The following is a 22,137-nucleotide window of genomic DNA, read 5'->3' as shown; positions in this document are numbered from 1 at the left end:
TTATGGAGGGTATTGCCAATCAAATTGTGTACGAGGACAATCATTTGCTCATCATCAATAAAAAAGCGGGGCAATTGGTGCAAGGTGATAAGACGGGCGATACCTCTTTGCTGGAATTGTTGAAGGATTTCATAAAAGTGAGGGATAACAAGCCTGGAAATGTGTTCTTGGGCTTGGTGCATAGGATAGACCGCCCGACTTCTGGCTTGGTTATCTATGCGAAGACTTCAAAAGCGCTGTCCCGACTGACGCAAATGATTAAAAAGAGGGAGATTGTGAAGACTTATTGGGCGATTACGCCTAAGGAACCGCTGCCACGCACGCAACGCTTGGTGCATTACCTTAAAAAGAATGAAAAAAATAATAAAGCGATTGTATTCCCTAAGGCTACGGCGGGGGCTAAGGAGGCGGCGCTGACTTACCGCATTATCCAAGCGCTAACGCACTATCTTCTTCTGGAAATTGACTTGGAAACGGGGCGACATCATCAAATCCGTGCCCAGTTGGCGAAGATTGGCGTTCCTATTAAGGGGGATCTAAAGTATGGCGCCCCTCGTTCTAATGCTGACGGCGGTATTTCTCTCCACGCCCGAAAGCTGGTGTTTGTCCACCCTGTTACGAAAGCCGAAATGGAAATTATAGCGCCTGTTCCTCCCCACGATGCCCTTTGGGCAGCCTGCGAGAGCCTTTAATTTGTGTTTGGCTCTGTTATTACTGGGGTGATGTCTATTATTCCGCTGTTTTGAGTTTCTATTTTTCTGATGTTATCCATTATTTTTAGAGTTTTTATGGGCTTTTGGGTGGTGTTGGGGGTTATTTTAGTGGTGTAATTGGTTATTTGTTAGATTTCGGTGGGTGTTTTGGAGATTGATTTTATTATTTTATTCAATTGATTGTGTATTCCGTTGTGAATATTATATATTCCGCCCTTAATCTTTGATATTCCGCCCTCAAAAAACATTTTCCGTTGAATTTGGTCTTTATTCCGCCTAAAATAATGGACATTCCGCCCTTGTTTTTTGATTTTCCGCTATTCTTTTTGGTTATTCCGCTATTCTTTTTGGTTATTCCGCTATTTTTGAGGGTTATTTTGTTGGTTTTTATAAGTATTCTACCTGCTTGGATGATTGTTTTACTGGCTTTGATATTAGCTTTGCTTGGATTGGTTATTGTTTTGAAAGGCTTGGGTTTTATTCTGATATTGGGAGACTTTATTTCATTAAAAATGATAAAGGTTGATAAGGTTTTGGTGGTGGTTCCGTAGGGCGTTGAGGGCGTTATGGTTTTGGTGGTTCTTATTTTTAATTGAAGGAATGGGTGGGTTATTGTGGTGGGTGGCTTTAATCTTATTTTGTTTTTATTTTATGATTGTAATCATAAAGTATATGGTTGCGGCGTGCTAAATTTGTTGTGTAAAATGATCCACACGGGTATCATAAGGAATAATGGTGAGATACCATTGGTTTCTTTTTACCATAATACTATTGTTTGAAAAGAGGGTGCTGCTATTGCAGTGCCCTTTTTCTGTGTTTGGTGGGTATGAAAAAAGCTTAGCGAAATCAATCCGCTAAGCTTCTCCTTATTATTATGAAAAAAATGATTATGCGTCAAAATCGGCGTCTTTCTCGGCAGAAACTTTGGTATCTTCTTTAGATTTTTCTTTTTCTGCTTTTCTTTGAGATTGACCTTCTTTAATGGCGTCTGATACTTGTGATAAAATCATATCAATCGATTTAGAAGCGTCATCGTTCCCTGGGATTACATAATCCACTTTTCTTGGGTCAGAGTTGGTATCAACAATAGCGAATACTGGGATACCTAATTTTTTAGCTTCTGTTACCGCGATGTGCTCTCTCATAATATCCACTACGAATAAAGCTGATGGAAGACGCACCATATCTGCGATAGAGCCTAAGTTCTTCTCTAAGTTCGCTCTTTGTCTGTCTACTTGAAGTCTTTCTTTTTTAGAAAGGGTTTCAAATGTGCCGTCTTTTTTCATTTTATCGATAGCGTTCATCTTCTTCACCGCTTTTCTGATGGTTACGAAGTTGGTGAGCATACCGCCTGGCCATCTTTCTGTAATGTACGGCATATTAAGTTCTGAGGCGTGCTTAGCAACGATCTCTTTCGCTTGCTTTTTAGTGGCTACGAAAAGGACTTTTCTACCTGCAGAGGTTATTTTCTCTAAGGCTTGGCAAGCTTCTTCTAACTTAACTGCTGTTTTATGTAAATCAATAATGTGAATACCGTTTTTCTCCATAAAGATGTATGGAGCCATATTAGGATTCCACTTTCTGGTCATATGTCCGAAGTGAACACCTGCCTCTAAGAGGTCTTTTACATTTATTTTTGCCATTGTATTTCTTATTTGTTAGTTTACTTTCCGCTTTTTTGCAATCAACTATTTCTTAAGATGGGAGAAATGTTTGGATGCTAAACATAACGGGCAATTGGTTTTTGCTATGGGGTTTAAAAAAGGTTTTTAATCTCCATAAGCTGGTATATAAAATATTAACGCTTAGAGAATTGGAATTTCTTTCTCGCTTTTTTCTGTCCTGGTTTCTTTCTTTCCACCATTCTTGCGTCTCTTGTAAGAAGTCCGTGAGGTTTTAGTACCGTTCTGAACTCTTCGTTGATTTCGCATAGTGCACGAGAGATTCCTAATCTAATGGCTTCTGCCTGTCCTGTAATACCGCCACCGAAGACATTTACGGTAACATCATACTGGTCTGCAGTTTCTGTAAGTAAAAAAGGTTGGTTAACTTTATATACCAAAACATCTGTACCAAAGTAGTTTTTAAGTTCTTTACCATTGATGGTGATGTTCCCAGTCCCTGGTTTTACATAAACTCTGGCTACCGAAGTTTTTCTTCTTCCTATTTTGTGTACTATAGACATATTACTTATTTGAATTCGTTAATGTTGATTACTTTAGGTTGCTGCGCTTCGTGCTTATGCTCTGTACCTTCGTATAGGTAAAGGTTTTTGAAGATAGCCGCACCTAATCTGTTTTTAGGCAACATACCTTTTACAGATTTTTCTAAAATTCTAAGGCTATTTTTCTTTTTAAGCTCTTCAGCGGTCATAGACTTTTGTCCACCAGGGTACCCTGTATGCCAAATGTAAGTCTTGTCTTTCCACTTGTTTCCTGAAAGTTCTACTTTCCCAGCGTTCAAAACGATGACATTATCTCCACAATCTACATGTGGGGTAAAGTTCGCTTTGTGCTTACCTCTCAAAATCTTCGCAACTTTAGACGCTAAACGCCCTAATGGTTGCCCGGCAGCATCTACCACAACCCATTCTTTATTAGCGGTAGCCTTGTTTGCCGATACTGTCTTGTAACTTAATGTATTCACAATTTATCGTTTACGATTAAACATAATTTTCCCCTCTAAGGGTCTGCAAAGGTAAGAATATTTTTTGAATTGAAAAACTTATCCTTATAAAAATATAAAATCATCATCTACACTATGGCAATTCTCGTGGAACGCCCGCTTTATTGATGGGGAATTGATACCTTCTCTCCTCCACCGAACCTCATCATCATCTCTATAAGGTTATTTTATTCATCTATTGTTTGTATCTTTGCTTTATGAAATTTAATCTACAATCTGAGTACCAACCCACAGGCGACCAGCCTCAAGCTATAGAAAAATTAGTGCGCGGCGTGGAAAGTGGCGAGAAATACCAAACCCTCCTCGGTGTAACGGGGTCTGGGAAAACTTTTACCATTGCCAACCTCGTGAATGAGGTACAGCGCCCCACCATTGTTTTAGCCCATAATAAAACACTGGCAGCACAGTTATTTATGGAGTTTAAGGAGTTTTTTCCTCATAATGCGGTAGAATATTTCGTTTCTTATTATGATTATTACCAACCCGAGGCTTATATAGCCAGCACTGGGACTTATATAGAGAAAGATTTATCCATTAACGAAGAGGTAGAGAAACTGCGACTCTCCGCCACCACCAGTCTATTATCGGGGCGTAGAGATGTTTTGGTTGTGGCTTCGGTGTCGTGTATTTATGGTATTGGGAACCCTACGGAATTCAACAAATCCCTCATTGAGTTGGAGCTCAACACCTCACTTTCTCGCACGGATTTCCTTCATCAGTTGGTTAATGCCCTTTATTCTCGGTCTATCAACGAGTTTGCACGAGGCACTTTCCGTGTCACAGGAGATGTGGTAGATGTGTTCCCTGCCTATGCGGATAACGCCATTAGAGTCCGGTTTTTTGGTAATGTGATTGATAGAATCCAAAGTTTTGATCCTATTACAGGCAATGTAATGTCAGATTTTGACAAAATCAACATTTATCCCGCCACCCTTTTTGTTACTTCAAAAGAAACAATGCTCAATGCCATACGCCAAATTCAGGACGATATGGTCAAGCAAGTAGAATTTTTTAACTCCATCGGGAAGCCTTTAGAAGCCAAAAGACTCCAAGAGCGCACCGAATTGGATTTAGAAATGATAAAAGAACTGGGCTACTGTTCGGGGATAGAGAACTACTCTCGTTATTTAGATGGCAGAGCGCCAGGCTCTCGCCCTTTCTGCCTTTTGGATTATTTTCCTAAGGATTATTTAATGGTGATTGATGAAAGCCATGTGACCGTGCCCCAAGTGCACGCCATGTACGGCGGCGACCGAAGCCGAAAGGAAAGTTTGGTAGAATACGGTTTTAGACTCCCTGCCGCTATGGACAACCGCCCTTTAAAATTTGAAGAATTTGAGACAATGCAAAACCAAGTCATTTATGTCTCTGCCACCCCCGCCGACTACGAATTAGAAAAAACAGAAGGCGAATACATAGAGCAAATCATCCGACCCACAGGACTTTTAGACCCAGTTATAGAAGTCCGCCCTACCCTCAACCAAATTGATGATTTAATAGAAGAAATTCAAAAACGCGCCGAGGTGGATGAGCGGGTACTCGTGACCACTCTCACTAAAAAAATGGCGGAAGAGCTGACCAAATATTTCACCAAATTTGGCATCAGAACGCGGTACATCCACTCCGATGTGGATACCTTGGAGCGGATTCAAATTATGCAAGACCTCAGAACAGGGCTTTTTGATGTTTTGGTGGGCGTTAACCTTTTAAGAGAGGGCTTAGACCTTCCAGAGGTTTCCCTCGTTGCGATTTTAGATGCTGATAAAGAAGGGATGCTGCGCTCTCGACGTTCTATGATACAGACCGTAGGGCGCGCCGCAAGGAACATCAATGGTAAAGCCATTATGTACGCCGACAAAATCACCAAATCTATGCAGGCGACTTTAGATGAAACCAACTACCGCCGAGAGAAACAGATGCAATACAACCAAGAGCACGGTATAGTGCCTCAGCCTCTCAATAAGAAAATATCCGATGCCTTGGTGGGGCGTGCTCAAGATTTCCCAAAACCAGAATACACCCAAAAAGAAATTTTAAAACAAGTGGCAGAAACCCAAGCCCAGTACGGCAAAACGGTAGATATAGAAGCCATCATCCAAGAGAAACAACAGCAAATGGAAGCCGCCGCCAAACAGTTAGACTTCATCTTAGCCGCCCGACTAAGAGATGAAATAAAAGCCCTAAAAGGCGAAGCATAATCACCTTGGCAAGCATTATTTTTCATTTTTTTAACCTATAGATTTTATATAAATTTGCAGCAATGTTATCAAGAATTTTTATACAAAACTTTGCACTTATAGAGCGTTTAGACATTCCGCTGCACCGCGGTTTGCAGGTCATCACAGGGGAAACAGGCGCTGGTAAATCTATTATTCTGGGTGCGCTAAGGCTCATTATGGGCGAGAGAGCCGACCTGAAAACCTTAGCCAATGCCGAACAAAAAAGCATTGTGGAGGCCGAATTTGAAATCAACAATGGCTTTCAAGATTTTTTTTCTACCCACGATTTAGACTTTGAAAATCCAACCATCATCCGAAGGGAAATTCTCCCCAGCGGTAAATCTCGGGCGTTTGTCAATGATGTTCCTGTCACGCTGGACACCCTAAAAGAACTCTCGGCACAGCTGATAGACATTCACTCGCAGTTTGAAACCTCACAATTATTTTCTGAGGCGTATCAGTTTGGCATCATCGATGGTATCGCTAAAAATCAGGGGCTTATCCAAGAATACCAAGTTCTATTCTCTGAGTTTACACAACTGAAACGAGATTTGGCAAAATACCAAAATCAACTGGCAGAAGGGCTTAAAGAAAAGGATTATCAAGAGTTTCTCCTCGCAGAGTTAGAGGAAATAGACCTTGAAAACATCGATTTTGAAGACCTTAAAAATCAGCTTTCCGTTCAAGAAAATGCTGGCGAAGTATCGGAAGTTTTAGCCGAAATCAGCCAACGCTTTAACCAAGAAGGTTTAGGCGTTTTGGAAGGGCTACACCACATTAAAAGTTTAATTTATAAAATCGCGGAGGTCTCACCACAATTGGAAAGCCTTAGCGAGCGCTTGGACTCCGCTTACGAGGAAATCAAGGACATTGCCTACGAAATAGACAGCACGGCAGAAAACATCCAAATTGATGCTTTTCTTTTGGAAGAACTTACGCAGAAAGTGAACGCCATCAATGCGCTGCAAGCCAAACATCAAGTCTATTCTGTATCGGAATTGATTGACATCAAAAACACCTTAGCCGCCTCTCAAAACCAGTTGGAAGACTTAGAATTTAAAATCAGCGAGGCGGAAAAACAACTGGCATCACAGGAAGAAAACCTCAGCCAGTTGGCGACCACACTTTCCGCTCAACGTGCGGCTGCCATTCCGAAGTTTGTTACTGAAATAGAGCAACTCCTCAAACAATTGGGTTTAGAAAAAGCCAAAATAGAGGTAGAACTCACGGAGGTACCGCAGTTTCATCTGTTGGGAAAGGACAAAATAGCCATCCTCTTCCAAGCCAATACAGGATTTCCGCTTAAGCCTATCCAGACGGCTATTTCTGGTGGAGAGCGCTCGCGCGTGATGCTCGCCATCAAAAAGATTATGGCAGAAAATACCGCCCTGCCAACCCTTATTTTAGATGAGATAGACACGGGCGTTTCTGGAAAAGTCGCGGAGGAAATCGGTTTTGTGATGAAAGCGATGGCGGAGACTATGCAGCTCATCGTGATCACGCATTTGGCACAAGTGGCTGCCAAGGGCGATGATAATTATAAAGTTGTGAAGCAAGATGTGGCGGGCAAAACGCAGTCTAACATCCTACCACTTTCTGAGGAGGAGAAGTTGCAGGAAATTGCCCAATTGCTCTCTGGAAGCAAGATTACCGCTGCCGCTTTAGAACAAGCCAAAGAACTAATACAATCTTAACTTCATCAAAAATAAATAATTATGAACGACATTCTAACTTTCTCATTATCCGTATTTACAGGGCTTATCGCGATGATGAACCCTATTGCTAACATCCCCGCTTTTTTAGGCTTGGTGGGCAATTATCCTGCCGATAAACAAGCTGCCATCGCGAAGAAAGCCTGTATTGTGGCTTTTGTGATTTTGGTGGGTTTTGTTCTCTTGGGGAAATTTATTTTTTCCATTTTTGGGATTACCATCCCTGCGTTCAAAATTACTGGCGGTTTACTGATTTTCAAAATCGGTTTTGATATGCTGCAGTCCAAGTCTTCTAACATCAAAAATACAGGAGACACGCCGCCTGTGGTAGACAGCAACATCGCTATTTCTCCTTTAGCCATTCCGCTTCTGGCAGGCCCTGGCACCATTGTTACCGCTATGGATTTTGTTTCTAACACCACTTTTACCCACCTGATTGTAGTTGCTGTGGTGAGTTTGGTGGTCATCATTATCAATTATTTTTCCCTACGCTCTGGAGATTTCATCGTAGCGAAATTAGGGCATAATGTCATCAGCGTTTTAGATAAAATAATGGGGCTTATATTAGCCATTATGGGGACTGGAATGGTGATTGCCGGTATTAAATTAGCATTTTAAATCAAAAAAATAATCTTATGAGTACAGTTTCTCAAAATGTAACCGATTACCCGAATAAAAATACCATTTTTATGGTTTGGCAACTTAAAGAAGGAACGCCATACCAAGAAGCGTTTCAAAATTTATGCACGCTGGTAATCAACCTTAACAACTCCACCTCTACCCGATTTCCTAACGGTAATGTCAGTTGCGTGCTGGGCATCGGTGCGGAAGCGTGGCAGAAACTCCAACTGCCTACGCCACTACCCAAAGAGCTGAAACCGTTTGAGGAAATCAAAGGTAACCCTTATACCGCGGTGGCTACCCCTGGTGATTTACACCTCCACCTAAGAGCAGATTCTACGAGCCTTTGTTTTGATATGGCGATGGAAATTACCAAACTCCTCACCCCCGTTGCGGAGTGTATTGTAGATGTGCAAGGCTTTAGATATTGGGATGGACGCTCTATTTTAGGCTTCGTAGATGGCACCGAGAATCCCAAAGGTGAAGACCGAGATTTCTTTGCGAAAGTGGGTGCAGAGGACCCTGAATATCAAGGTGGAAGTTATCTTTTTGTTCAAAAATACCTGCACAATATGTTGGCGTGGGACAGCCTTTCCATAGAAGAACAAGAGAAAGTGATTGGGCGCAGCAAACAGAACGATATTGAGATGTCTGATGAGGTCAAGCCGACTAACTCGCACATCGCCCTAACCAATATAGAAGGCGACAACGGCGAGGAACTGAAAGTTATCCGAGATAATATGCCATTCGGGAACCCTGCCAAAGGCGAGGTGGGTACTTATTTTATTGCTTATGCCAATACTTTTAGCACGGTACAAAAGATGCTGGAGCATATGTTCATCGGCGACCCAGTAGGCAACTACGACCGCATTTTGGACTTCAGCACCGCCCAAACAGGCACGCTCTTCTTTGTCCCTACGCTGGATATGTTAGAAGATTTTGCAGAGTAGAAATAAAAAAAAGGAGCTATCAATCAGCTCCTTTTATTTTTTTGATCAAAAATTAAATTCTAAAAAGTAAAATCCTCACGCTCTACGCATTCTTTAAAATCTTCTATCGTTTCTTCTATCGTTTTATAGTATTTGCCACCTGCAGCATTGATGTGCCCACCTCCATTAAAATATTGGCGCGCCAGTTGGTTCACATCTACATCGCCTTTGCTTCTGAATGATATTTTGATAAAATCTTCATATAAATCTTCCATAAAAAACGCCGCCATCTTAGTTCCCAAAATGCTCAATCCATAATTGACAAAACCATCTGTATCGCCTTTTTGGAAGCCGTAAGCTTTCAGTTCCTCACGCTTGAGCCAAATTATCGCTACTTCACCATTTTTTACCAATTCTATACGCCCCAGCACCAATGCTAAAAGCTGTAGTCTGGACAGAGAATTGGTATCCCAAGTGTTGGAAGAAATGGTTGCAGGGTCGGCGCCGTGTTCTATTAAATGGGCAATAATCCTGTGAGTGGTAGCACTGGTAGAGCGGAATCTAAAACCGCCTGTATCCGTCATAATCCCAGTGTAGAGACAGCTCGCTACCTCTTGGTTAACCCGATCTACACCGCCCAGCGCTTCAATAAAATGGTATACCATCTGCGATGTGGCAGGGATGGAAGTATCAGAATAAACAAAATCAAACGCATCTGGCTGTTGGTGGTGGTCTATGAGCACTTTTACGGCTTTGGTTGCTGCCACCCACTCGCCCACTGCACCAATTCTGGAAAGGGTGTTAAAATCTAAGCAAAATACCACATCTGCGTGGCGAATCAGCTCTGAAGATTTTTTCTTCTTCCATTCCGCTACTGTAATTTTTTTTGCCTCTGGCATCCATTTTAGAAATTTCGGAAAATCGTTGGGGACAATCACTTCCGCCTCTATATCCAGTGTTCGTAGGAAGTGTTTAAGCCCAAGGCTGGAGCCTATAGCATCACCATCTGGGTTATAATGGGTGATGATGACCACCTTGCTCTGCGGTACTAATAATGATTTTATCGTTGAAATTTCTTGAGGTGTAAACATTTGAATCTGGTTTATTTTGGGGCAACAAAGATACAGCAAAGCCGACAGAAAAAAGAAGAATTGTAAATAAAAAAGAAAAAACTAAAAATAAGTTTGTAGGTTTTAAAAATTATCCTATCTTTGCAATCTGAAAATTAAGAAGTATAATTACTGACCTATAATATAAGACTGTAATGAAAAGAACATTCCAACCATCAGAGAGAAAGAAAAGAAATAAGCACGGTTTCCGTGAAAGAATGTCAACGCCAAACGGAAGACGCGTGTTAGCGGCAAGAAGAGCCAAAGGTAGAAAAAGACTTACTGTAAGTGTATCTCGCGCTAAGAGATAAGATTGATTATACCCTAAAAAACTAAAGTGCTTGGAAATAAAATCATTTCTGAGCATTTTTTGTTGTTAAAATTTGCCAAAAAACGCTCTACTTCAAAAGTTTTTCTTATTTTTGAATCTCCAAAAAGGATCGTTTTTTAATCAACTCAATATAGCACGATAACAATGTCACAACACAACCACGAGGAAGAGAGCATCATCACGCTAAGGAATGCTAAAATTGTTCAGAAAAACTTTACTGTTTTAGATGATGTCAATTTGGATATCAAAAAAGGTCGCTTCTGTTACCTCATCGGGAAAACAGGCTCTGGTAAAAGCTCCCTATTAAAAGTTCTCTACGGTCATCTTCCACTAAAAGAAGGGCGTGGCAATGTGGTCGGCTTTGATTTAGCCACCTTAAGAACTTCCGATATTCCTAATTTGAGAAGAAAACTCGGTATTGTATTCCAAGATTTCCAACTCCTTACCGACCGAAATGTGGAGAAAAATCTACTTTTCGTTCTGAAAGCCACAGGCTGGAGCGACAAAAAGAAAATGGAAGACCGAATTAACGAGGTGCTTTCCAGCGTGGGTATGAAGACCAAAAAGCATAAAATGCCTCACGAACTCTCTGGTGGCGAGCAACAGCGTATTGCTATCGCGAGAGCTCTTCTGAACCACCCTTCACTGATTTTAGCCGATGAACCAACAGGGAATTTAGACCCCGAAACTTCCAATGATATTATGACGCTACTGAAGCAAGTGGCACAAGAAAATAACGCCACCGTTGTGATGGCGACCCACGATTATCATATGATACAGAACTTCCCTGGCGAGGCGATCCGCTGCAACCGAGGCAAAGTCTCCGTGCTGGATACGGCGGAACTTTTTGAATAATTTAAGATGTTTTAAAGCAATGGAAATCCCGCGTGGCTTCCAAATATTGGTCCGAGTATTGTCTCGGGCTTTTTTCTATCACAAAATGTTCAGTCATCAAGGATTGCGGTTGTTTTGAAAATTCCAAAATAACCCTTTTAATTTTTGAGGCGGTTTCAATGCCTTTAATCAAAACTTCACTCTGGAGATAGAGCTTATTTACAGAGGCTTTTCGCTCAAAATCGGTTTTAAAATCGGCAGGAATAATCACACTCAGCACACCATCATCGGATAATATCCGCGCTGAATTTTGCAATAAATCATCAAAGTCTAAAGCCGTTTTTTGCCTTGCCAAGACATCTTTTTCGGAAGCATTGGGTTCAAAATACGGTGGATTACACACGATGAAATCAAACCTCTGTGGTGGATTAAAAGCCTTAAAATCAACCTCTATTGCCTTCAATCTCAAATGATAAGGGCTATTTTGAAAATTAAGTTGTGCCAAAGCCACCGCCTCTGGATTAACATCTATTGCGGTAATTTCCGCCTCTGGGAAACGCTGTGCCAACATTAAAGCCACCACGCCTGTCCCCGTTCCAATTTCCAACAACTGCCCTCGGCAAGAACGAGTTGCCAACCCCAAAGCACCCAACAACACGGCATCTGTCCCCACACGAAACACCGCCGCAGATTGCTGGATGGCAAATTCTTTAAACTGAAATGGTTTAAGCGGACGCATTTTTCGGAAGGTTGATGATAAATTTCGTACCTCTGCCCACCTGCGTTTTGACCTCTATGGAACCTTGATAATCTTCAATCATTTTCTTAACCATAGTCAAACCTAAGCCCATTCCACTGTTTTTAGAAGTGAAATTAGGTTCAAAAATATGGTTGATTTTGTCCTCCGTGATGCCCGTACCATTGTCCTCCACCGTAATTCTCACTTGGCTGTGTCTATTTTCCAAATCAACATTGATGATGAGTTGGCGCGCCTCGTGCTCCGCTTGGATGGCATTGGTGATTAGATTGTTCAAAATCCGTGTAAAATAAGTTTTGTCCATCTGATAAAGCACCGCTGGTTGGTTGGCGTGGAAAAAGATATTCCTATCATCAAACAAAGTGATGATGTTCTTGATTTCTTCATTGAGGTTGAGCTGTTCATCTTCCCTCTTCGGTAGTTTGGCAAACTCTGAAAACGCCGTGGCCACCTTAGAAATAATATCAATCTGACTGATGATAGACTCGCTTAATTCCTTCACTTTGGTCTCGGCTTCGGGGTCTTGAGGATTGAATTTTCGTTCAAAATTTTGCATTAAAAGTTTCATTGGCGTGAGTGGATTTTTCACCTCGTGGGCTACCTGCTTCGCCATCTCTCGCCATGCGGTTTCCTTTTCAATATGAGACAGCCTCTCCTTTTGTCCATCAATCTGCAACACCAAATTATTATACGATTTTATCAAAATCCCCAACTCATCTCTTCGGTTATACTTAATAGGCGTTAACTCCCTATTAAACAAACTAATACGCTTGATACTTTCTGAAATTTCCGTTAAATTCCTCGTGATTCTTTTAGAAATTATCCAGCTCAAAAGGACACTGGTAAAAATCAGGATCACATTAAAAATCAAAATATTACTAAGGTAATCCTCCAAAACATCACGATAAAGGCTGGCGCTGTGGTAAGAAGGGTAATATACCACGCCTATGGGCTCAAAAATGTTGTTTTTCAGTAAGATATAAGAGGACACCACCGCTCTGCCCTGTTGCGCATCATAGGTTTTAATGTCTATTCTGGAATCCGATTTAAGGACTTGCAAAAGCGTTTTGGTAGGAATTTCCTTTTGCTTGATCAAATCTGGCGTTTTGTTAGAGAGCAAAAAATGCCCATCTAAAGTATAAATGACAATATCGTGTTTGTTGATATCCGCAATTTCTTTGATTTTATTCCTCAGTACCTCTTTTAGGTTTTGTGGCGTTACGCTATCTCGGCTCACGGCATAGTCCAAAGAGGCGGTCAGAATTTCTGCCGTTTTCTGCATTTCTATCTTGTTCTGCGTCTGCGTAGCCCTACTTATTATAATATAATAGATAAAAGCCGAGCCCAGCATACTGAGCACGCAAATGGATAAAAACCCGAAGAATATTCGGTTTCTGATGCTGAAACTTTTATAGGTTTTAGGCATAATAGATTACCTTTGAAGCAATTTCGCGATGTATTTTCCGATAATATCAAACTCTAAATTCACGCGGTCTCCTGGTTTTAAATATTGTAAATTCGTGAACGACCAAGTGTATGGAATAATAGCAACCGTAAAAGATTTCGGCTCGCTCTTCGCCACGGTAAGGCTAATGCCATTAACAGTGATAGAGCCCTGTGGCACGGTCACAAAATCAGCATCATAGTCAATGGTGATGAGGTGGCTGCCTTCCTTTTCCTCAATAGTCCTCACCGTACCGATGCCATCAATATGCCCCTGCACCATATGTCCATCTAAACGCCCATTCATCTGCATACAGCGCTCCAGATTGACCACCGTTCCCTCTTGCCAACTGCCCAAATTGGTTTTTTTGAGCGTTTCATCTATCGCAGTAACACGGTATTGATGCCCTTCTACCGCCACCACCGTAAGGCAACAGCCATTATGTGCCAAACTTTGGTCTATTTTTAATTCTGAACTGAATGGGCAGCTCAAAGCAAAGTGGATATTGGCTTCCTCGCGCTCTATTTTCTCTACTTTTCCTACCGCTTCTACAATTCCTGTAAACATATTATTTTTTTTAATTAAATTTGTAACTTTAGAAAACAAAGATAAGCAATAAAAAGATACGAATACAAAATGAGTTCTAAGCACCATAAACCACGGGTAGGCATTTCCGTAGGCGACTACAACGGCATAGGCCCGGAGATTATCCTGAAAACATTAAAGGATAAAGCCATTACCGATTTTTTTACACCGATTATTTTTGGCTCTGGCAAATTATTTTCTTACCAAAAAAACATTTTTAAAATCCAAGCCAACTTTAATTATATCCAAAACCCCAGCGAAGCCGCAGCAGGGAAAATCAACATCGTTAATCTATGGAAAGACAATGTTAATGTAGAATTGGGCGTTCCTACCGAAGAATCCACACGAATGGCAATAGACTCTTTAGTAGCCACCACCAAAGCCTTAAAACAAGGCGAAATAGACCTAATGGTCACAGCGCCCATCAACAAAGATGAGATGCTAAAACAAGGTTTTAAACACGCAGGACACACGGGCTTTTTAGAAGAACAATTTGGAAAAAAAGGCTTGATGTTTTTAGTAACGCCACAACTGAAAGTGGCAGTTTCTACACACCATATTCCCATTTCCGAAGTGGCACAAAGCATCAATAAAGATAAGATTATCAGCCAAATTCGAACTTTAAACCAAACTTTAAAGGAAGATTTCTGCATTGAAAGACCTAAAATTGCAGTCTTGGGGCTTAACCCCCACGCTGGAGATGGTGGTGCCATTGGTCAAGAGGAAATAAACATCATCATTCCTGCCATTAATGCCTGCTTTGATGAGGGCATTTTAGCCTTCGGTCCTTATCCTGCCGATAGTTTCTTCCAACCTGAAAAATATATGGCGTTTGATGCTGTGCTCGCTATGTACCACGACCAAGGTCTTACGCCTTTTAAAACCATTGCGTATGAAGAGGGCGTTAATTACACCGCGGGCTTGCCTTTCATCAGAACCTCCCCAGATCATGGCACGGCGTATGATATTGCAGGGAAAAACAAAGCCGACCACACCTCGTTTGAGGAGGCAGTTTTTACAGGGATTAAAATTTTTCAAAATAGAAAAGAGTACCAAGAGTTGATGAAAAATAGGCTGGTTCCTAAAAATTCAAAAGCTATTGTAGATGTAGATGAAGACCTGCCAGAAGAGGAAGATTAACCACCACAAAATCTAATTTTATTGAAGATACCAAAAATAGATTTTGTTATATAAAAAAAATAACTTATTTTTGCAAACCATTTTTTATGGAAAATTTTAAAGCATTTGATATCAGTTTCTCAGGCTTAAAAAATGGAAAACATTCATTTGAGTTTGAAATAGATAACGCGTTTTTTGAATTATTTGGGACAGAGGTAGATTTTGACCATCCGAAAATTACTGCAGAAGTTGTATTGGATAAACACAGCTCTTTTTTAGAGTTTTTCATTAGCATTTCTGGTCAGGTAGATTTGGTTTGCGACATCAGCGGCGAGGTTTTTTCTCAGCCTACCCAGCACAGCATCAAGGTGTTGGTTAAATTTGGAGAAACTTACAATGAGCTTGATGATGAGGTGATTACCATACCATCTTCGGATTATCAATTTAATGTCGCTCAGCTGATTTATGAAGCGGTGATCCTCTCCATCCCGATGAAAAAAATAGCGCCCAATGTAGAGGAAAATGAGGAGTATGAGGCACTATTAGAACGCTATAGTCCTAAATTTGAAGAAGAGAAAGTGATAGAAAATGAGGAGGAAATGGACCCACGATGGGCGGCCCTCCAGAAATTGAAAAATAAGAATTAAAAATAAAATTTAGATAATCAAAAAATAGTAATAATGGCACATCCTAAAAGAAGACAGTCGGCTACAAGAAGAGATAAAAGAAGAACCCACTACAAGGCGGTAGTTCCTCAGTTAGCTAAAGATGCTACTACAGGCGAAATGCACCTCTACCACAGAGCGCATTGGCACGAAGGAAAACTTTACTATAGAGGTAAAGTTGTAATGGAAAAAGAAGTAGAAACTACAGAAGAAAACTAATCTCTGTAGATTAAAAAAATTATTTTATGCATAAAAACCACTCTTTTTTTTTGGATTGAGTGGTTTTTGTTGTTATATTTGAACATTAAAAATAAAGCTATGGATTTAAAAGATTTACAGAACCTCATTAAATTCGTTTCCAAATCGGAAGTATCAGAGGTTAAATACAAAACCAAAGATTACGAAATCAATATTAAAAACCCAAGTGCTCACACGGCAAGTGGCGTTACTTATGTACAGCAAGCCCATCCTGCAGCACAACCAGCGGCACCCATTACTCAACCTACTGAGACCACTCCTGCCGCACCAAGCACAGAAGCCCCTAAAGCGGATGATGACAGCAAATATGTAGCGATCAAATCTCCAATGATTGGGACTTTCTACAGAAAACCAGCGCCAGACAAAGAAGTTTTCGTGAATGTAGGCGATAGCGTAACCGAAGGTAAAGTGGTCTGCGTGATAGAAGCGATGAAGCTTTTCAACCAAATAGAGAGTGAAATCAGCGGAAAAATCGTGAAGATTTTAGTAGATGATGCTACCCCTGTAGAATACGACCAACCGCTGTTCTTAGTGGACCCATCATAAAACCTTAATGGTTAAAAATCAATCATTTAACACGAGGTTCATCTCAGTCAAATTGATTAAATTATGTTCAAAAAAATATTGATAGCCAACCGTGGAGAGATCGCTATGCGCATCCTGCGGACTTGTAGAGAAATGGGCATCAAGACCGTAGCGATATATTCTACAGCGGACAAAGACAGTTTGCATGTTCGTTTCGCTGATGAAGCCGTTTGCATCGGTCCACCAGCCAGTAAAGATTCTTATTTGAGTATTCCTAATATTTTGGCGGCGGCGGAAATTACCAATGCTGATGCCATCCATCCTGGTTATGGTTTCTTGTCTGAAAATGCCAATTTCTCCAGAATATGTCAAAAAAATAACATCAAATTTATTGGAGCTACGCCAGAGCAAATTGAGCGTATGGGCGACAAAGCCACTGCCAAAGCTACGATGAAAGAAGCGGGCATCCCCTGCGTTCCTGGTTCTGATGGCTTAATCGACTCTTACGAAGAAGCCGCTAAAATCGCCGAAGAAATTGGCTACCCCGTGATGATTAAAGCCACTGCGGGCGGCGGCGGAAAAGGAATGAGAGCCGTATGGAAAGCGGAAGACCTCAAAGACCATTGGGAATCTGCCATTCAGGAAGCCGTTGCGGCGTTCGGGAATGGGGGAATGTATATGGAAAAACTCATTGAAGAGCCTCGCCATATTGAAATACAAATCGCTGGAGACCAGTATGGTAAAGCCTGCCATCTCTCCGAGAGAGATTGCTCCGTGCAAAGAAGAAACCAAAAATTGACCGAAGAAACACCTTCGCCATTTATGACGGAAGAACTTCGTGAAAAAATGGGTGAAGCTGCAGTAAAAGCCGCAGAATACATCGGTTATGAAGGTGTCGGCACCATTGAATTCTTGGTAGACAAGCACAGAAATTTCTACTTTATGGAGATGAATACCCGTATCCAAGTAGAGCACCCTATCACAGAGCAAGTTATTGATTATGACTTGATTAGAGAGCAAATTCTCTTGGCGGCAGGTACGCCAATTTCTGGAATTAACCACTACCCAAAACTGCACTCTATAGAATGCCGTATCAATGCGGAAGACCCTTTCAATGATTTCCGTCCAAGTCCTGGTAAAATTACAGGGCTTAACATCCCTGGGGGTCACGGCGTGCGCGTGGATACGCATGTTTATTCGGGCTACACCATTCCTTCCAATTATGATTCTATGATTGCCAAGCTCATTACCACGGCTCAAACGCGAGAAGAAGCCATTGCCAAGATGAAAAGAGCGCTGGAAGAGTTTTATATTGAAGGTATTAAAACCACGGTGCCGTTCCACCGCCAACTGATGGACGACCCAGACTTTGTAGAAGGAAACTATACTACCAAGTTTATGGAAAGTTTCAAAATGAATAAAGATTACGAAAATATGTAACCCATTCTTTAAAAAATAAAATCAACCTCCTCTAAAAATAAAAATTTAGGGGAGGTTTTTCTATCTAAAAGCAATAAAAAACGCGTATTTAGCCGCTATAAAATAGAATTTTAGTTTAATTTTTCATAAATTTGCCATCATACAAAAACGAAAAAAAATAATCAATTATGTCGCAATCAACAGATTTAAAAACCGCACAATATTATATTGACTTAGAAGACCAGCACGGCGCCCACAATTATCACCCACTACCCGTAGTCTTAGACCGTGGCGAAGGCGTTTATGTTTGGGATGTGGAAGGCAAGAAATATTACGATTTCCTTTCCGCCTATTCCGCTGTTAATCAAGGACATTCGCATCCTAAAATCGTGAAAGCATTGGTAGAGCAAGCCCAGCAATTGGCGCTGACTTCCCGAGCGTTTTACAACTCAAAATTAGGTCTTTATGAAGAGAAAATTACCCAACTTTTAGGCTTTGACAAGGTGCTTCCGATGAACTCTGGCGCCGAAGCCGTAGAAACTGCCATCAAATTGGCAAGAAAGTGGGCATACGAAGTGAAAGGCATTAAAGGTAACCAAGCGAAAATCATCGTTTGCGAAAATAACTTCCACGGCCGTACCACCACCATCGTTTCATTTTCTAACGACCCTGATGCTCACAACAATTACGGCCCATTTACGCCTGGTTTTGTGCGCATTCCGTATGATGATATTGAGGCTTTAAAAGAAGTTTTAGAGCAAGAAGGCGACCATATTGCTGCCTTTTTGGTGGAGCCTATCCAAGGCGAGGCGGGCGTTTATGTGCCTACCGAAGGCTTTTTGAAGAAAGCCCAAGAACTCTGCCACCAGCATCAAGTTTTATTCATCGCTGATGAAGTGCAAACGGGTATCGCCAGAACGGGAAAACTCATCGCTTGCCACCACGAGGGCGTGCAGCCTGATATTTTGGTTTTAGGGAAAGCGCTTTCTGGCGGGATGTACCCTGTGTCTGCCGTTTTAGCCAACAATGAGGTGATGAATGTGATCCACCCTGGGCAGCACGGCTCTACTTTTGGCGGTAATCCATTGGCGTGCGCTGTGGCTATTGCGGCTTTAGATGTGGTAGAAGAGGAACAATTATCCGAAAAAGCCGAGCGTTTAGGGCAAATTTTCCGTGCCGAAATTCAGAAAATCATTGCTAAGACGGATTTGGTTTATCAAGTGCGAGGCAAAGGTTTGCTCAATGCTATTCTCATCAACGACAGCGAGGACAGCCCTACCGCGTGGAATCTCTGTTTAGATTTAGCAAAAAATGGATTGCTTGCCAAGCCTACACACGGCAACATTATCCGCCTTGCACCGCCGCTCGTGATCACCGAAGACCAACTGATGGACTGCGTAGCCATCATCGAAAAAACCATTTTGGAGTTTAATAGATCATAAATGATTGATATTATCATACCTATCTATAAGGAAAACCCCAATAACTTGGAAACTATTTCTATTACACAAACTTTTCGTGTTTTGGATAGGTATGATATTTTCTTTGTCCACCCACGGGGATTGGATATTTCGTTTTATAAAAAGCAATTTCCTCAAGGTTTATTTCATTCTTTTGATGATCATTTTTTTTGCAACATCCTTGGGTATAATGAATTGATGCTCAGTAAGCTATTTTATAATCAATTTCAAAAGCAATATATTTTAATCTGTCAGCCCGATGCTTTTTTGTTCAAAGATGATTTGGACTATTGGGTAGACCAAGGTTATGATTATGTTGGTGCGCCTTGGCTCAGAAGTCGGCAAAATATACCTTATTTAAAAAAACTTTGGGACAATACACTGTATTTCTTAAAAAGCAGCATCAATTATCAAAACAATGGTAAATCTCAAAAAAACAAATCATTATTATACAACGAAGTAGGCAATGGTGGACTATCTTTAAGAAATAGGAATAAATGCCTTGATGTGATTCATCAATTAGAAAGTGTGGTTCGTATTTACCTTAAACCTGAAAATGCATCTCAAAAATTTTATGCTGAAGATGTTTTTTTTAGCGTAGAACCCTCGCGCCACGGCATTTCATTCTCTAAACCAGACTATAAAAAAGCATGTCTATTTGCTATTGAAAACAAACAGGAAATGGCAATGAAATGGAATCAAAACGCTTTACCTTTCGGATGCCACCGTTGGGATAAAGAGCTTCATTTTTGGAAAAAATACATTGAGGCTTATGGATATAATTTAGATGAATATGAAAAATAAGTTTCAAGGTAAAAGCATTATTTTAGGGGTTCCTCATCATTTTGGGCTCCCACATTGCTTTATCAAAAACTTAGAATATCTTGGCTTTAAAGTCTTTTGCGTGCCTCATGACGAGAAGGCTAAACATAGGCTAACTTGGAAAGATAAAGCCCAGCATGGGATTAAAAAATTTCTTTTTAACAACCCTTTACACAAGCCTGAAAAAATTGCCAAACTACAATCCGAAGCACAGTTAAAACTACTCCACTCTTTCCCTAAGGTGGATTATGCTTTGGTTATTCGTCCAGATTTATTTTCAAAAACGGTGCTTCAGAAAATATCAGAACAAGCTTCTTTTTCAGCTGGTTATCAGTGGGATGGTATGTCGCGATTTCCTTTAGTCGCTTCCAGAATTCCTTTTTTTGATCAATTCTATGTCTTTGACCAAGAAGATGTAAAAAAACATACTGGCAATCAGCACATTACTAATTTTTATTTTGATTATCTGCCAAAATCTGCCCCCATCCAGCAAGATGTTTTCTTTATTGGCACTTATATGAAAGACAGGATGCAGCCTTTGGCTCAGCTATCTCAAATACTAAAAGATGAAAATTTGAGTTTATCTATAAAGGTGGTTTGCCATTCTCAGTCTAAAACTCAGCCGTACCAAGATACACCAATCCAATTTATCCCAAACGGAGAGTCTTTTGAGACTGCGCTGAAGCAAAGTATCGCCTCTAATGTATTAATTGATATGGAAAATACAGCGCACAAAGGTTTATCATTCCGATGTTTTGAAGCGGTTGGATTTTCTAAAAAACTGATTACCAATAATGCATTAGTTAAAAATTATGATTTTTATGATAAAAAAAACATCTTTGTATTAGAGGACTCTTGGGATATTCATGGTCTTGTGGCTTTTCTACAAGAACCTTATCAACCCAAGCCAGAAATAGCACAACAGTATAGCTTTTCCTCTTGGATTTCAAAGATTTTAGCAGCGAAATGAAAGAAATTTTATTTATAGCACCTGATTATTATGGCTTTAATGAAGTCGTACACGCTGGATTTAAACAATATAGCGGTATGGAGGTTACCCATACTATAAGCGCTTATACACAGCCATATCAATATAAAAATTTCTTAGAGCGTGCCGAAAATTTTTTCATGAAATTATTTCTCAATAGAAATCTTAAAAACGAAAAACAATATGCTGAATTAAGGCAAATCATCAATAATTCTAAATTTTATGATCAAATTATTATCAACCGCCCAGATACGCTCTCTACAGCAGATTTAATTAAACTAAAACAGAAAACCAATACACTAAAAGCTTTTTTTTGGGATAGCATAGACAAAATAAAAACTGAGGCTGAAACGATTTCTTATTTTGACGTTTGCTATAGTTTTGATGCTGAAGATTGTAAAAAATATGGTTTTCATAAAAATCATAACTTTTTCTTCGCAGATCCTTCTGACGCCCCTCCTATTTATGATATGCTATTTTGGGGGACAGAAGATAGCCGTGTAGATAAACTCATTCTAATATTGAACCATCTGAATGCTCAGGGGCATCTCGCAAGGGCGATTCTCTATAATAATAAGATTAAAAAAGATGAAGTTCATCCCAAATCTCCCTATATTACTAGAACCCAACAGCTCGTTCCTTTTTCGGAATCTTATAAGGTGAGCCGCCAAGCAAAAATCTTAATAGATCTTGCTCAAAATCAACAAAGAGGATTGTCTTTTCGTCCCTTTGAGGCGATGGGTATGCAAAAAAAACTAATCACTGATAACGCTAATATTTTAAGTTATGATTTTTATAATCCTAAAAATATTTGCTTAATAAACCCTAATCATATTATGATTCCTAATGATTTTTTAACCACACCTTATGAGCCACTACAAGACGAAATTCGCCAGAAATATACACTCAAAAGTTGGATTCAAAATTTAATTGCGAATTAAA

General features: G+C 40.4%; 23 protein-coding genes. 16 read left to right on the top strand and 7 right to left on the bottom strand.

Going from position 1 to position 22,137, the window contains the following annotated elements:
- Positions 1-2 precede the first annotated feature (2 nt).
- Positions 3-692, top strand: a complete 690-nt coding sequence (locus tag NYR17_RS02465; protein ID WP_302506168.1) for an RluA family pseudouridine synthase — start codon at positions 3-5, stop codon at positions 690-692.
- 908 nt (positions 693-1,600) lie between these two features.
- Here the strand turns inward: NYR17_RS02465 and rpsB are convergent.
- The 3 genes from rpsB to rplM all read right to left on the bottom strand — a co-directional run bounded on the left by rpsB (position 1,601) and on the right by rplM (position 3,359).
- Entirely contained in the window at positions 1,601-2,356 is a 756-nt protein-coding gene (gene rpsB, locus NYR17_RS02460; protein ID WP_302506166.1) for a 30S ribosomal protein S2, read from the bottom strand.
- Between the two features lie 155 nt (positions 2,357-2,511).
- Positions 2,512-2,898: a 30S ribosomal protein S9 gene (rpsI, locus tag NYR17_RS02455; RefSeq protein WP_302506165.1), complete on the bottom strand. Its 387-nt coding sequence runs from the start codon at positions 2,896-2,898 to the stop codon at positions 2,512-2,514.
- 5 nt (positions 2,899-2,903) lie between these two features.
- The gene (gene rplM, locus NYR17_RS02450) at positions 2,904-3,359 is read right to left on the bottom strand and encodes a 50S ribosomal protein L13 (RefSeq protein WP_302506164.1); all 456 of its coding nucleotides are present in this window, start codon (positions 3,357-3,359) and stop codon (positions 2,904-2,906) included.
- A gap of 236 nt (positions 3,360-3,595) precedes the next feature.
- Between rplM and uvrB the strand changes: the two genes are divergently transcribed.
- From uvrB to NYR17_RS02430, 4 genes are all read left to right on the top strand, one after another.
- Positions 3,596-5,596 carry an excinuclease ABC subunit UvrB gene (uvrB, locus tag NYR17_RS02445; protein WP_302506163.1) on the top strand — a complete coding sequence of 667 codons (2,001 nt, stop codon included), beginning with the start codon at positions 3,596-3,598 and terminating at the stop codon, positions 5,594-5,596.
- Between the two features lie 62 nt (positions 5,597-5,658).
- Positions 5,659-7,311, top strand: a complete 1,653-nt coding sequence (gene recN, locus NYR17_RS02440; protein ID WP_302506162.1) for a DNA repair protein RecN — start codon at positions 5,659-5,661, stop codon at positions 7,309-7,311.
- Between the two features lie 21 nt (positions 7,312-7,332).
- Complete coding sequence (locus NYR17_RS02435) at positions 7,333-7,947, top strand: MarC family protein (RefSeq protein ID WP_302506161.1); 615 nt, start codon at positions 7,333-7,335, stop codon at positions 7,945-7,947.
- A gap of 17 nt (positions 7,948-7,964) precedes the next feature.
- Positions 7,965-8,900, top strand: a complete 936-nt coding sequence (locus tag NYR17_RS02430; RefSeq protein ID WP_302506160.1) for a Dyp-type peroxidase — start codon at positions 7,965-7,967, stop codon at positions 8,898-8,900.
- A 59-nt stretch (positions 8,901-8,959) separates the two neighbouring features.
- Here the strand turns inward: NYR17_RS02430 and NYR17_RS02425 are convergent, their stop codons facing one another.
- A complete protein-coding gene (locus NYR17_RS02425) occupies positions 8,960-9,970 on the bottom strand; it encodes a DHH family phosphoesterase (protein WP_302506159.1) in 1,011 nt (336 codons plus the stop codon).
- A 173-nt stretch (positions 9,971-10,143) separates the two neighbouring features.
- Here NYR17_RS02425 and rpmH point away from each other — a divergent pair, with 173 nt between their 5' ends.
- Positions 10,144-10,299 (top strand): 50S ribosomal protein L34, encoded by a 156-nt coding sequence (gene rpmH, locus NYR17_RS02420; RefSeq protein WP_004917131.1) that lies wholly within the window; start codon positions 10,144-10,146, stop codon positions 10,297-10,299.
- Positions 10,300-10,463: 164 nt separating this feature from the next.
- Entirely contained in the window at positions 10,464-11,174 is a 711-nt protein-coding gene (locus NYR17_RS02415; protein ID WP_302506152.1) for a cell division ATP-binding protein FtsE, read from the top strand.
- Between the two features lies 1 nt (position 11,175).
- Here the strand turns inward: NYR17_RS02415 and NYR17_RS02410 are convergent, their stop codons facing one another.
- The 3 genes from NYR17_RS02410 to NYR17_RS02400 are packed head-to-tail and all read right to left on the bottom strand — an operon-like array spanning position 11,176 to position 13,921.
- Entirely contained in the window at positions 11,176-11,892 is a 717-nt protein-coding gene (locus NYR17_RS02410; protein ID WP_302506151.1) for a tRNA1(Val) (adenine(37)-N6)-methyltransferase, read from the bottom strand.
- On the bottom strand, positions 11,879-13,336 hold the full coding sequence (locus NYR17_RS02405; protein ID WP_302506150.1) for a sensor histidine kinase: 1,458 nt from the start codon (positions 13,334-13,336) through the stop codon (positions 11,879-11,881). Before NYR17_RS02405 ends, NYR17_RS02410 begins: the two co-directional genes overlap by 14 nt.
- A 6-nt stretch (positions 13,337-13,342) precedes the next feature.
- A complete protein-coding gene (locus NYR17_RS02400; protein ID WP_302506148.1) occupies positions 13,343-13,921 on the bottom strand; it encodes a riboflavin synthase in 579 nt (192 codons plus the stop codon).
- 69 nt (positions 13,922-13,990) lie between these two features.
- Here NYR17_RS02400 and pdxA point away from each other — a divergent pair, with 69 nt between their 5' ends.
- From pdxA to NYR17_RS02355, 9 genes are all read left to right on the top strand, one after another.
- The gene (gene pdxA, locus NYR17_RS02395; RefSeq protein WP_302506146.1) at positions 13,991-15,079 is read left to right on the top strand and encodes a 4-hydroxythreonine-4-phosphate dehydrogenase PdxA; all 1,089 of its coding nucleotides are present in this window, start codon (positions 13,991-13,993) and stop codon (positions 15,077-15,079) included.
- An 86-nt stretch (positions 15,080-15,165) separates the two neighbouring features.
- The gene (locus NYR17_RS02390) at positions 15,166-15,705 is read left to right on the top strand and encodes a YceD family protein (protein ID WP_302506145.1); all 540 of its coding nucleotides are present in this window, start codon (positions 15,166-15,168) and stop codon (positions 15,703-15,705) included.
- Positions 15,706-15,738: 33 nt separating this feature from the next.
- Complete coding sequence (gene rpmF / locus NYR17_RS02385) at positions 15,739-15,942, top strand: 50S ribosomal protein L32 (RefSeq protein WP_302506143.1); 204 nt, start codon at positions 15,739-15,741, stop codon at positions 15,940-15,942.
- Positions 15,943-16,041: 99 nt separating this feature from the next.
- Positions 16,042-16,527, top strand: a complete 486-nt coding sequence (gene accB / locus NYR17_RS02380; protein WP_302506140.1) for an acetyl-CoA carboxylase biotin carboxyl carrier protein — start codon at positions 16,042-16,044, stop codon at positions 16,525-16,527.
- 63 nt (positions 16,528-16,590) lie between these two features.
- Positions 16,591-17,946 (top strand): acetyl-CoA carboxylase biotin carboxylase subunit, encoded by a 1,356-nt coding sequence (accC, locus tag NYR17_RS02375; RefSeq protein ID WP_302506139.1) that lies wholly within the window; start codon positions 16,591-16,593, stop codon positions 17,944-17,946.
- Between the two features lie 167 nt (positions 17,947-18,113).
- On the top strand, positions 18,114-19,367 hold the full coding sequence (gene rocD, locus NYR17_RS02370) for an ornithine--oxo-acid transaminase (RefSeq protein WP_302506138.1): 1,254 nt from the start codon (positions 18,114-18,116) through the stop codon (positions 19,365-19,367).
- The gene (locus NYR17_RS02365) at positions 19,368-20,189 is read left to right on the top strand and encodes a DUF5672 family protein (RefSeq protein WP_302506137.1); all 822 of its coding nucleotides are present in this window, start codon (positions 19,368-19,370) and stop codon (positions 20,187-20,189) included.
- Positions 20,179-21,177, top strand: a complete 999-nt coding sequence (locus NYR17_RS02360) for a hypothetical protein (RefSeq protein WP_302506135.1) — start codon at positions 20,179-20,181, stop codon at positions 21,175-21,177. Before NYR17_RS02365 ends, NYR17_RS02360 begins: the two co-directional genes overlap by 11 nt.
- Positions 21,174-22,136 carry a hypothetical protein gene (locus NYR17_RS02355; RefSeq protein ID WP_302506134.1) on the top strand — a complete coding sequence of 321 codons (963 nt, stop codon included), beginning with the start codon at positions 21,174-21,176 and terminating at the stop codon, positions 22,134-22,136. The genes NYR17_RS02360 and NYR17_RS02355 overlap by 4 nt, the downstream gene beginning before the upstream one ends.
- Position 22,137 lies beyond the last annotated feature (1 nt).

This window comes from Riemerella columbina, from assembly GCF_030517065.1.
Lineage (GTDB): Bacteria > Bacteroidota > Bacteroidia > Flavobacteriales > Weeksellaceae > Riemerella > Riemerella columbina_A.
The sequence above is the reverse complement of the archived record's forward strand: the minus strand, read 5'-3'. Positions and strand labels throughout refer to the sequence as shown.